This window comes from Brytella acorum (assembly GCF_029309905.1).
Lineage (GTDB): Bacteria > Pseudomonadota > Alphaproteobacteria > Acetobacterales > Acetobacteraceae > Brytella > Brytella acorum.
Genome location: NZ_JARBJP010000002.1, coordinates 494,767 through 507,127, shown reverse-complemented (window position 1 = coordinate 507,127; position 12,361 = coordinate 494,767). Strand labels below are relative to the sequence as shown.

The following is a 12,361-nucleotide window of genomic DNA, read 5'->3' as shown; positions in this document are numbered from 1 at the left end:
TCATGAGTGGTAGCGCGACCCCCATGCCCCGCCCTCGCCGGGATCTCGAATTTCGTCTGACCCAGGCGCGGAGCCATGCCTCGGCGGCGATCCTGGCCGAACGCGCCATCCTCGCCCTGCGCGTACCTGCCCTTCTGACCAGTGGCTACGTCATCGCCGGATTGTTGCGCATCCCCCAGTCCATGCCGGACACGCTCCATGCGATCCTGCTGGGAGGCGTAGCCGCCGGTGTCGCGGTGACGGCGATTCGAGGCCTCTCCAGAGTGGAACGCCCGACCATCGATGTCGTCGACAGACGCGTCGAACAGGCGTCGCGCCTTTCGTTCCAGCCACTCCAGTCCTTGCGGGACCATCCCGTGGAAGCCGACCGGAACGGCCTGTGGTCGGCGCATCTGACCCGCACGGTAGGCGGGATCGGCAATCTGCGGGGAGGATGGCCGCACCCGCGCCTGACGCGCGCGACGCAGCTCGGCGGCGCGATCGTGGTTACGGCGCTCGTCCTGACCGGGATGCGGGCGGGCATGCACGCGCCCTCACGCCTGCTGGCCGCTTTCGTGCCGGGATATGACGACGCCGATGTGCCGCTGCCGCAGATCGAAGCCTGGATCGACATGCCGGATTATGCGCCGGGCGCGCCGGTTTTCCTGAATGGCCGATCGGGCTCGGCGAAAGTCCCCCCGGGCGCACATCTGAACGCCACGATCAATGGTACGGTTTCGGCGCCGACCTTGTCCGGCGCGCGCGTCTCCACAATGCAGGACCGCAAGCTCGATGCACGCAGCTGGGCGCTGAACGCGGATCTGACCGGAAGCGGCGATCTCAGCATTCAGGCGCGTGGGCGACAAATCGCGCAGTGGCATCTCGAGGTCGAACCCGATCTTGCGCCCGGCGTCGCCTGGAACGGCACACCCGCGAAGGAAGAAGATGGCTGGCGCACGCTTTTTCCCTGGAAAGTATCGCAGGCCCATGGGGTGAAATCCCTGCTCATCGAGATCAGGCTGGCGAACGGAAAAACGAAGCGCGTGTTGTCGTTGCCGATCGATCTCGGCGGCATGCCCAAATCAGCGAATGGCTCGACACCGGAAGACCTCGCCTCGGATCCATGGGCGGGAGAACAGGTTTCCGCCACGCTCGTTGCGAGAAGCGCCAGCAATCTCGAGGCCCGCAGCGCTTCGGTCAAATTCGTGCTGCCATCGCGCGTTTTTCATGATCCGGTCGCCAAGGCGCTGGTCGCGCTTCGGCGTCGGCTGGCCCTCGAAAAAGAAGACCGCGCCACGGCGGCTGACGAACTCCGCACCCTGACGGAGGTCATGCCGTCGTCACAGGACGGCGCGATCATCGCCATGGATTACGCGGCATCCCGCCTGGAAGACCCCCAGGATCCTCACGCGATCGACGACGCGCTGGGCCTCATGTGGTCGCTGGCGCTCTATCTCGAAGATCTGCGCGCTACCGACCCCGATGCGGCGCTCGCCAATCTCGACGTGCGTGCCGCCCAGACAGCCGTGCAGCAGCAACTCGACCATATGAAAGCGCTCGGCCCCAAAGGACATACTCTCGAGCAGCGGGAAGAACTCGGTCGCCGGATGCAGACGCTGAAGGACGCCCTGGCCCGTCGCATGCAGGCCCTGATGCGGCAGGCCATGCTCAACGGCATGATGATGCCCGATATGGGACAGGACGAGGGCGACGCCAACGACGCGTTCAGCCGCCTCATGCGCCGCCTGCAATCGGACGCGGATAACGGTCGCGGCGACGATGCGATGAAACGTCTCCAGCAGCTCGAATCCATGACCGAGAAGATGCGCAACGCGACCCCCCAGGATCTCGCCAATCTCGCACGTCAGCTTCGCGCGCAGGCCGAGGCGCATGCGCAACGTCGCGCCCTGCATGACGTGATCAAGCACGAAACGAAACTGCTGGATCACGCGCAGTCCCGCCTCAATGCGGTGCGCCGGGCGCAATCGACGGATCAGGACGTCGATCAGCCCGACATCTCGAACATGTCGACGACCGAACTGTTGAAACGGCTCGGCCTTCAGCCGCCACCCGGACTGAAGGACGCTCCCGCGGTCGAGACTCCGCCGCCGGACCCGAACACGCTCGACCCGGCCACCCGCGCGCGTCAGGATGACGAGCGTCGCGCCGATCACGCCGTGCAAAGCGCCCTGAAGCGCGTCGGCGCCATGCTGAATGACGATGTGAAGGACCTCACGGATTCGAAACTCAAATCGCTCGAAAAAGCCGTGAAAGACATGGACCCGGCGCGGCATGCGCTTGGCAGGGGCAATGACGTCGATGCGCAGAAAGCCGAAGCGCAGGTTCTCAAAGATCTGGCCGACGCGGGCAAGGAAATGAGCCAGGCGCAGAAGAGCAAGTCACAGGGTCATGGGACGATCACGCTCCTTCCCGGTCTCGGCTCGCCCGACAAGCAGGGCGCCAAGGGGACGGGTCACGGTAGGGGCGACGAAGACGGCGACGGCGAGCGCGCCGATCCCAACGCCAAGGATCGCGACCCTCTGGGACGCAAGCTCGGCGAAGGGGATGACGACGTGGATACCGACAGCCACATTCCCGAGGCCAGCCAGCGGGAGCGCGCTCGCGAGATCGAAAAGGAATTGCGTCGCCGCGATGCCGATCGCACACGTCCGCAGGAGGAACTGGATTACCTCGATCGGTTGCTGAAATCGTACTGACCTGCCGCCGCTCGCGGTAAAGCACTCCCGACGCCGATCATGCGCCGCAACGCCTGTCAGCCTCCGCGACAGGCCGAGTCTCCAAAGGGCGAAAGCAGAGCGTTACATGGGGGTGTCCCCCTTCATCGGGGCCGAATGCGAGCGGGACGGTATCAGAAGAAGTCGGGTAACGCTGTTTCGTCCCGCTCGCGCGGAAACAGTCGGCCACGGAAAACTCCAGTCGATACCGACCCGATGCCAGCGCGGGATCGAGAGCACGGTCATGACGTCAGCCTGTCCTTCAGCCGGTTGATGGTGGCGCGATCAAACTGGCAACGCGACTCCGACACTTCACGCGCGGGAGATTGTTTCAGACGCGGTTCGAGTTCGTTTTGAATGATCGTCTTGCCAGACGTCGCGCACGCAGATCACGAACGGCACACAAAACGACATTCTCTCCACCTTCCAAGGCGCCCTGGCCGCCACCGATGATTATGACATCACGAACAGTGCTGCCATCCCGGCGCGTTTCAGGAGACCAACGGGCTGCCGCATAAGCGAGCCGGGCAAGATCGGGATGAAACTGACGTTTCACGCCCGGACATGATCACGGCACCCTGTAAAACGGGTTCGGCAGCAGGAAAGTACGTTCCGCATGCCCTCCATCGAGATCCGATGGCTGGTCACCGATATTGGCAATGATACGATACCCTTCGGCTTCGATCCGCGCCCGGGCCGGAGCCTTGTATTGCATCGCGCTTTCCGTATGGCTATGGACAGGCCGCAATATGAGGCCACGCCAGTTGTCGTAGCCAGCCGCCCTGAGATTGGCTTCAGTGGCATGGCGTTCATCTTCATACCGACCGGTCACGAAGAAAACCGCCACACCCAGACTATGGGCTTCACGCACCAGAGCCAGCGCTCCGGGTATGGCGGGCGCACGTTCCGACTCTTCCCATGCAAGCCAACCGCACGGACCCTGGGGAAGACGGTTGCAGTCGCCAGCCCTGATGTATCCAAAGCCATCGGCCTTCATGGCGAGCCAGTTGGACACAGACGTTTCGTCAATATCGAGAACGATCGCCGGACGGGCATGCTGGCGTGCATGTTCGCGAACCCAACGGCGCACCTCGGAAAAAACGGCGTCCAGATCCTGCGCATAACGCCCGCTCTCGTAATAAGCCGACGCCGCGCGCTGAGCATCGCCCACATTGAACGGCTCGGAACCGACAGTCTGGGCGTCGGTCGGTGACATCGTCGTCACACAGCCGCACAGCAGCAGCGCCGTCAGAAAAACTCCTGCAAATCTTCGAGCCATTCCCCCTCCATCCGCTCAGCTTCAACAACACAGAACACTGTGACTGGACGAACGCTCCCGTCACAAGGGCAGTCCGCAATATCATGGTATAGCAACGACCGGCACTGGAACATGGACGACCCGGAACAGACACGATAAGACACGAATCCTGCCTGCAGAACTGGCTGCTCACCGGGGAGACAGATTTTGGGCATGTCCCGTGAAGCCACCGTCGCCCATATTCTGTCGTCGGCGGAGCGCGTCTTCGGACGCGTCGGCTTTGGTGGCGCCACGATGGCCGTCATTGCCCGTACCGCCGCATTGCCGAAGGCCAACATCCATTACTACTTCCGCACCAAGGAAGAGCTTTACCGTGCGGTTCTCGAACATACCCTGACCGGCTGGCTGGCCGATGCCGAGCGCTGGCTGACGCCTGAGATCGCGGCATCCGACGGCCTTCGGGGCTATATTGCCGCCAAGCTCGCCTTCTCTTGTGAACGTCCCCATGCGTCACGTCTGTTCGCCCACGAGGTCCTCCAGGGCGCGGATCACCTGACAGGTTATTTTTCGTCCAGACTTCGCGCCCATATCGGCCTGATCGATCGGACATTCCGTGTATGGGCGACGCGTGGAGAGATCCGGCCGGTCCATACACCGCATTTCATGTTTTCGCTCTGGGCAATGACACAGGCCTATGCCGATATGAGCGCGCAGTTCACAACTGTGCTGGATCGCAAGGCCCTGACGTCACAGGACTTTTCCGACGCTGCCGCCCATATCACGATGCTGCTCGAAACCGGTGTCATCCGACAGCAGCACGGCGCCGACGATCCATCCCGGAACGCGATGCGGACGCCGCATCAGAACGCTCTATCGACCGGATAAAGCAGCGCCTGAAGAGACATATGTCTGATCGCCGCCCTGTCAGATGCCACTATGCCTTGAGCCGGTCGCGATACATTTTCCGCGCCTTGGAAACTTTAGGCGCGACAACCGCCGCGCAATACGCGGTCTCCGGGTTACGGGCAAAATAATCGTGATGCTTGGCTTCGGCTTCCCAGAAATGCGCCGGGCCCGCAATCTCGGTAACAAGAGGATCGCGCCATATCCCCGCCTCGCTGATCTCTTTCGTCACCTCACGCGCCGTCGCCGACTGGCTCTCGTCCCGCGCGAAAATGACCGAGCGGTATTGGCTCCCGACATCATTGCCCTGGCGGTCCGGCGTGGTCGGATCGTGCGTTGTGTAAAAAACCCGCAGGAGATCCGCATAGGAGATCTCCCGCGGATCGAATGTCACTTCAACGACTTCGGCATGCCCCGTCTGACCGGTGCATACCGCCTCGTAGCTGGGACTGGCGGTGTGACCGCCCGCATAGCCCGGCTTGACGCTCAGCACGCCCCGCAGGCCGGAGAAAATAGCTTCCGTGCACCAGAAGCAGCCACCGCCAAGAAGTGCGGTTTCCGTAACTGTTCCGTTCATCGCCATCATTCCTTCACGACTGGGAGGTAGATACCGCTCGCCGACGCACCACCGAAATGTAGCGTGTGGGTCTGGGCGCGATAGTCCTGCGGCTTCGCATCGAAGATGTTGGAGACGTAGGTCTGCGGGTTGCGATCGTAAAGGGGGAACCAGCTTGACTGGACCTGAACCATGATCCGATGGCCAGGCAGAAAGACGTGGTTCATCGCGGGCAGCGTGAATTTATACTCCGCCACCTGGTTCGGCGTCGCGGGAGACGGATGCGCAAAATCCTTCGCATACCGTCCCCGGAAAATATCCATCGACAGCGGAAGTTCATAGCCGCCCATCTCGGGACGATCCGCGTCGATCCCGGGATAGACGTCGATCACCTTCACGACCCAGTCCGCATCCGTGCCCGTCGTGGCCGCGAACAGATCCGCCGTCGGCACTCCCGACACGCGGACAGGATGGTCGAGCACGGGCGTCTCGAACGTCACAACGTCCGGACGCGCTTCGGCAAAACGCTGATCGCTCGTGAGCCAGGGTTTCCAGCGCGCGCCGTCTTCAAAGGCATACGGACGCTGCACGAAAGGCACCGGATGGGCCGGGTCCGACACATAGGACACCGTGCCCGGCCGCGTGCGCTTCATATCCAGACCGTTATCCGGCTGAAAATAAAGTTTTTGTCCAACACCAAGACAGCTCGCGCCGCACTCCCCAAGCCAGTTGCGATAGTGATCCCAGTGATTCTCACCCGTGTTGTAGATGATGGCTTCGTCGAAATTCACCTTGGGTGCGCCAGGCTTGAGATATTGGTCGAAGAACGGACGCATGACGTTCGTGCGATACCAGAGCGCCGTATCGCCATCGAAATGGAGCGGGCCGAGCATGGATCCATCATAGTTGACCCCACTGTGACGCCACGGCCCCATCACGAGGATGTTCGGCACGGTGGGATGACGGCTCTTCAAGGCCTGCCAGCTATGAATGGCGCCCCACATGTCTTCCTGGTCCCACAACCCCTGCTCCCATATCGTCGGAACGGTCATCGGACGGCGCGTGATCAACCTGTCCAGCGCCTGCTCCGACCAGAACGCATCGTAGGCGGGATGAGCATGCATGCGTTGCCACCAGGGAAACTGGTCGAGACCGGCTTCGGTTGCGAAATGACCAGCCGATCCGGCTCTCAGAAAGTTGGTATAATCATCGGCGTCCGCCCGGGGGATTGACCCGCCCTTGCCGCGATCCGACATCTGACCCGTGAAGTAGTCAAAGCTCGCCTGCCGGAACGCGCCGTAATGATACCAGTCGTCGCCCATCCAGCCATCGACCATCGGACTTTCGGGCGACGCCACTTTCAGCGCCGGATGAGGGTCGAGCAGAGCCATGACGACCGTCCAGCCTTCATAGGACGAACCCGTCATCCCGACGCGACCGTTGCTTTCCGGAACATTTTTGACGAGCCAGTCGATCGTATCCCACGCGTCCGTGGTGTCGTCCGTCCGGCTGCGGTTGAGCGGTCCCATCGGCGGTCGCGTCATGACATAATCGCCTTCCGAACCGTACTTTCCGCGCACGTCCTGGAAAACACGGATATAACCCGCATCGACGAACACGCCGTCTCCCTGCGCCAGCACGGCACGCATCGTCGGCGCATCGGCCACGCGGCTGACGCGAGCACTCGCATCATAGGGCGTGCGGGTCAGAAGAATCGGGGCATCTCTGGCGTTCTTGGCAATCACGATGACCGTATGCAATTTAACGCCATCACGCATCGGAATCATGACATCGCGCCTGATATAATCCCGCGCCTCATCGGGGATCCTGACATGCGCGGGAATGTCGCTACCGTTCTGAATCATGTCCGGCGTCACGGCATCAGCAGGTTTCTCGCCATTCAGGCCGGCAGCGCGGGCGTCGATACCAAGAGACGCGCATGTAGCAAGGAGGATGATATTTCGCAGCACGACGCGACTGACCACGCGGACGATCCTTTCGATCTGGGAAAACGCAGAAACTGGACGGAATGAAACAGGAATGATCGCCGTTATGTCGCGTTCCGGCAAGAGACGACGAGGCCGGGTCCATGCGCAACATTCGTGCGCGCCAGTGCTTTTTATTGACATTTTCGTTCGCATGCGCTCTTGGCCCGTTACGCGTTCCCGCCCGGTTATGTCGCCTCAATTTCTGACTGGATCCTGAATCATGCCCGCCTACCGTTCCCGCACCACAACCCATGGCCGCAACATGGCGGGCGCGCGCGCCCTGTGGCGCGCGACAGGCATGACAGACGGCGACTTCGGCAAACCCATTATCGCGGTCGTCAACTCCTTCACCCAGTTCGTCCCCGGCCATGTACATCTGAAAGATCTCGGCGCCCTCGTCGCGGGCGCGATCGAGGAGGCGGGCGGTGTCGCACGCGAGTTCAACACGATCGCCGTAGATGACGGAATCGCGATGGGCCATGGCGGCATGCTCTACAGCCTGCCTTCGCGTGAACTGATCGCCGATTCCGTGGAATACATGGCCAATGCCCATTGCGCCGATGCGCTCGTCTGCATCAGCAACTGTGACAAGATCACGCCGGGGATGCTGATGGCGGCCCTGCGTCTCAACATCCCCGCCGTCTTCGTTTCGGGCGGTCCGATGGAGGCCGGCAAACTCGACGGACCGGGGATCGATCGCAAACTCGATCTGGTGGACTCCATGGTTGCGGCGGCGAATCCGAAAGTATCCGACGCCGAATCCGAACAGATCGAGCGTTCGGCCTGCCCCACCTGTGGTTCCTGTTCGGGGATGTTCACCGCCAATTCGATGAACTGCCTGACCGAGGCTCTGGGACTGGCATTGCCGGGAAACGGAAGCCTCCTTGCCACGCATGCCGACAGACGCGAGCTTTTCCTCGAAGCGGGCCGTACTGTCGTGGAACTTACGCGACGTTGGTACGAGCAGGACGATGCCACAGCCCTGCCACGAGGGATCGCCACGAAAGCCGCGTTTGAGAACGCCATGACGCTCGATATCGCCATGGGTGGCTCGACCAACACGGTGCTGCACCTGCTTGCAGCGGCACACGAAGCCGAAGTGGATTTCCACATGGCCGATATCGACCGCCTGTCGCGCCAGGTACCGCATCTGTGCAAGGTCGCCCCGGCACGGAACGACGTGCATATGGAAGATGTCCATCGTGCCGGTGGCATTCCTGCCATTCTGGGCGAACTCGATCGTGCGGGCCTGCTTGAAACGACCGTGCCGACCGTGCACGCTCCCTCCCTCGCGGAAAGTCTTCAAAGCTGGGATATCGTGCATGGGGAGCCTGAAGCCGCGGAACGCTTCAGGGCGGCACCCGGGGGCGTCCGCACCACGCAGGCCTTCTCACAGGCGAGCCGCTACCAGGAACTCGATCTCGACCGTTCAGCCGGTGTCCTTCGCGATCGAGCCCATGCGTTCTCACAGGACGGGGGACTTGCCGTTCTGTATGGCAACCTCGCCGAGGCCGGAGCAATCGTCAAAACCGCCGGTGTTTCGGACAAGATCCTGAAATTTACCGGAACGGCGCGCGTATTCGAAAGTCAGGATGACGCCGTAACAGCGATCCTCGGCAATCGTATCAAACCCGGCGACGTCGTCGTCATTCGTTACGAAGGTCCAAAAGGCGGCCCTGGCATGCAGGAAATGCTCTACCCGACGAGTTACCTGAAATCCAAGGGACTTGCGGAATCCTGCGCCCTCGTCACCGACGGACGTTTTTCCGGGGGCAGTTCGGGCCTCTCCATCGGACATGTATCCCCCGAAGCGGCCGAGGGCGGCACGATCGGCCTGATCGAGGATGGCGACGTCATTCTGATCGATATCCCGAACCGCGGCCTCGCTGTGCAGGTCAGTGACGCCGCGTTGGCCGACCGACGCGAACGTATGATGGCCAGAGGGGCGAGAGCGTTTACCCCCGACCGGCGCCGGATCGTGTCTCCAGCCCTGCAAGCCTATGCTCTCATGACCACCAGCGCGGCCACGGGCGCGGTGCGGGATGTGAGCCAGCTCAGCCGAAAAATTGGGTGAAGCCAGGCCCAAGCGCTATCCACCAGGCCGTTATGGCGCGCCCAGCTTACGTCCTCACGAAAACGCTTGAAAAAGCATGGAGAGTCTTCTGGTTTCAGGCGTGAGCACGTGAAACCAGAAAGAGCGGCGCCGCTCCCTTTCTCAAGCTTTCAACTGTCGCCAAGACGGGTCAGCGCCGCCTTCAGACGTTCGCGATCATGCGTGAATGTGGACAGGCGCTCCCGGTTTTCCTCCACGACCTCCGGTTTGGCGCGCGCCACGAAGTCCGCATTACCCAGTTTGCGCTCGACCTTGACGATTTCGCTCTCCAGTCGAGCAATCTCTTTCGCAAGACGAGCCCGTTCGGCGTCCAGATCAATCAGCCCCTCAAGGGGCAATACCAGCGTCGCTTCGTCCAGAACGCTCTGCGCCGCGTAACGCGGAACCGCGCCTTCAAGCCTGTCTATTTCCGAAACGCGGGCCATGCGCCCGATGGCCTCCCTCCATTTCTGCGCACGTGCCAATTTCGTCTCTGTCGCGTCGCGCATCAGCAGCGGTGCCATCTGCGCGGGAGGAACGTTCATTTCAGAACGGATGGCGCGCACCTCCGAGACGAGGCGTATCAACCAGTCAACTTCATCATGGGCCGCCGCCGCATCCGTCACAACCGGCGCTGTCGGCCACCCTTCCGTCGCGATGGTTTCGCCATAGCCGAAATCACGCCACAGAACTTCAGTCACAAACGGCACGATCGGATGCATCAGGCGCAAGACAACCCCGAACACATGAGCCGCGACGGCTCTGATTTCACGCACTTCTTCCTGATCTTCCGACGCGAAGACCGGCTTGGCCAGCTCAAGAAACCAGTCGCAATAACGGGTCCATACGAAGCGGTAGCAGGCGGCCGCATATTCATCGAACCGATAATGGCTCATCGCCTCGTCGACCGCAGCGATCGCCGAGGTCGCTTCCGCCAGAATCCAGCGACCGAGCGTGCCTGTCACGCCCGCAGTATCGAAATCCGCAACGGGACGGACGCCGTTCATTTCGCAAAAGCGCGCCGCGTTCCACAGCTTGGTGACGAAGCTGCGATGCTCCTCGACGCGACCGCGACCGAACTTGATGTCACGTCCGGGGCCTGTAAGCGCACAGATCGCAAGACGCGTCGCATCCGCGCCAAATTCCGCGACGAGATCCAGCGGATCAAGTCCGTTGCCCTTGCTCTTCGACATTTTCTGACCGCGTTCGTCGCGAACAAGGCCATGAATCAGGATTGTCTCGAATGGAACGTCCTTCATGAAGTGAAGGCCCATCATCATCATCCGCGCGACCCAGAAGAAAATGATGTCGAAGCCTGTAACGAGCACGCTGGTCGGATAATATCGCGCAAGTTCTTCCGTCCGCTCAGGCCAGCCCAGTGTCGTAAACGGCCATAATGCGGAACTGAACCATGTATCCAGCACGTCCTCGTCGCGCACCAGCGCCACGTCGTCGCCACAGGACGCCCTTGCCTTCACCAACGCATCCGCCTCGGTTTCCGCGACGAAAACCTGTCCGTCAGGCGCGTACCAGGCCGGGATGCGATGCCCCCACCAGAGCTGGCGGCTGATGCACCACGGCTGGATCTCACGCATCCAGGCGAAAAAAGTGTTTTCCCACTGTCGGGGCTCGAAAACGGTCTTTCCAGTCCGAACAGCCTCGACCGCCGGGATCGCGAGCTTCGCCGCGTCGCAATACCATTGTGTGGTGAGACGGGGCTCGACAACGGCACCGCCACGCTCCGCGTAAGGCACCTGCAAAACATGAGGCTCGACTTTTTCGAGAAAACCCAGAGTTTCGAGTTCCGCGACAATGGCCTTGCGGGCCTCCTCTCGCGGCATGCCCCGAAGAGACTCCACAAAGGCGCGGGATGCCACATCGGGAACGTCCCGAAGATCTGACGCAATGTCATCGAGCCAGATATTGGCGCCCTCGTCGAGAACCGTCAGGGCTGGCAGGTCATGACGACGTCCGACCTCGAAGTCGTTAAAATCATGGGCTGGCGTGATCTTGACCGCGCCCGTGCCTTTCTCCGGATCGGAATATGTGTCGGCCACGATCGGAATCAGACGTCCGGTCAACGGCAGAACGACGTTCAGACCGATCAAGGCGGTATAGCGCGGATCTTCAGGATTGACGGCAACCGCCACGTCTCCAAGCATCGTCTCGGGACGGGTCGTCCCGACCGTGATGGAATGACCGTTTTCGACCGGGTAGCGGATGTACCACATAGAACCGCGCGTCTCGCGGTTATCGACTTCGAGATCCGAAATCGCGGAACGGAAAACAGGATCCCAGTTCACCAGGCGCCGATCGCGATAAATCAGCCCTTCGTCATAGAGAGACACGAAAACACGACGCACGGCCTCGGAAAGACCATCATCCATCGTGAAACGCTCGCGCGACCAGTCCGCGGAAGCCCCAAGCTTACGAAGCTGCTGGACGATCTCGCCGCCGCTTCGCTCTTTCCATTCCCATACACGCTCGATGAAGGCATCCCGACCGATGGCCTTCCGATCAATGCCCGCCTTGTCCAGTTCACGTTCGACGACCATCTGCGTGGCGATGCCCGCGTGGTCCGTTCCGGGCTGCCACAGGACATTACGCCCGCGCGCGCGTTGCATCCGGATAAGAATATCCTGCAATGTAAAGGTCAGGGCATGACCGAGATGAAGCGTTCCCGTCACATTCGGCGGCGGGAACATGATGGAGAACGACTCGCCCGAAGCTGACGGATCAGCCTTGAAAAGGCCAGCCTCCTCCCACTCAGAGTAAAGTTTATTCTCGTAATCGGCGGGTACGAAGGCTTTTTCGAGCATGATCTTCCTGTCTGTTATCCGCAGACAGGAA

7 protein-coding genes are annotated in these 12,361 nt (G+C 61.4%); 3 read left to right on the top strand and 4 right to left on the bottom strand.

What is annotated here, in order from left to right:
- The first annotated feature begins 2 nt into the window (after positions 1 to 2).
- On the top strand, positions 3 to 2,696 hold the full coding sequence (locus PWM43_RS05600; RefSeq protein ID WP_289841572.1) for a DUF4175 domain-containing protein: 2,694 nt from the start codon (positions 3 to 5) through the stop codon (positions 2,694 to 2,696).
- Between the two features lie 586 nt (positions 2,697 to 3,282).
- Here the strand turns inward: PWM43_RS05600 and PWM43_RS05595 are convergent.
- Complete coding sequence (locus PWM43_RS05595) at positions 3,283 to 3,993, bottom strand: HAD family acid phosphatase (protein WP_289841571.1); 711 nt, start codon at positions 3,991 to 3,993, stop codon at positions 3,283 to 3,285.
- Positions 3,994 to 4,185: 192 nt separating this feature from the next.
- Between PWM43_RS05595 and PWM43_RS05590 the strand changes: the two genes are divergently transcribed.
- A complete protein-coding gene (locus tag PWM43_RS05590) occupies positions 4,186 to 4,857 on the top strand; it encodes a TetR/AcrR family transcriptional regulator (RefSeq protein WP_289841570.1) in 672 nt (223 codons plus the stop codon).
- Positions 4,858 to 4,906: 49 nt separating this feature from the next.
- Here PWM43_RS05590 and msrA read toward each other — a convergent pair whose 3' ends face one another.
- Positions 4,907 to 5,452, bottom strand: coding sequence for a peptide-methionine (S)-S-oxide reductase MsrA (msrA, locus tag PWM43_RS05585; protein WP_289841569.1), 546 nt, complete (start codon positions 5,450 to 5,452; stop codon positions 4,907 to 4,909).
- Positions 5,453 to 5,457: 5 nt separating this feature from the next.
- Positions 5,458 to 7,416 (bottom strand): CocE/NonD family hydrolase, encoded by a 1,959-nt coding sequence (locus tag PWM43_RS05580; RefSeq protein ID WP_394356035.1) that lies wholly within the window; start codon positions 7,414 to 7,416, stop codon positions 5,458 to 5,460.
- Positions 7,417 to 7,639: 223 nt separating this feature from the next.
- On the opposite strand from PWM43_RS05580, the gene ilvD reads away from it, so the two are divergent.
- Entirely contained in the window at positions 7,640 to 9,493 is a 1,854-nt protein-coding gene (gene ilvD / locus PWM43_RS05575; protein ID WP_289841568.1) for a dihydroxy-acid dehydratase, read from the top strand.
- A gap of 149 nt (positions 9,494 to 9,642) precedes the next feature.
- On the opposite strand, the gene PWM43_RS05570 is transcribed toward ilvD, so the two are convergent.
- Entirely contained in the window at positions 9,643 to 12,330 is a 2,688-nt protein-coding gene (locus PWM43_RS05570) for a valine--tRNA ligase (protein ID WP_289841567.1), read from the bottom strand.
- Positions 12,331 to 12,361 lie beyond the last annotated feature (31 nt).

Bases quoted from the DNA above. Each gene is read 5' to 3' on its own strand.
- ilvD (WP_289841568.1), top strand. From the start codon at position 7,640: ATGCCCGCCTACCGTTCCCGCACCACAACCCATGGCCGCAACATGGCG.
- PWM43_RS05600 (WP_289841572.1), top strand. From the start codon at position 3: ATGAGTGGTAGCGCGACCCCCATGCCCCGCCCTCGCCGGGATCTCGAA.
- msrA (WP_289841569.1), bottom strand. From the start codon at position 5,452: ATGAACGGAACAGTTACGGAAACCGCACTTCTTGGCGGTGGCTGCTTC.
- PWM43_RS05595 (WP_289841571.1), bottom strand. From the start codon at position 3,993: ATGGCTCGAAGATTTGCAGGAGTTTTTCTGACGGCGCTGCTGCTGTGC.
- PWM43_RS05570 (WP_289841567.1), bottom strand. From the start codon at position 12,330: ATGCTCGAAAAAGCCTTCGTACCCGCCGATTACGAGAATAAACTTTAC.
- PWM43_RS05590 (WP_289841570.1), top strand. From the start codon at position 4,186: ATGTCCCGTGAAGCCACCGTCGCCCATATTCTGTCGTCGGCGGAGCGC.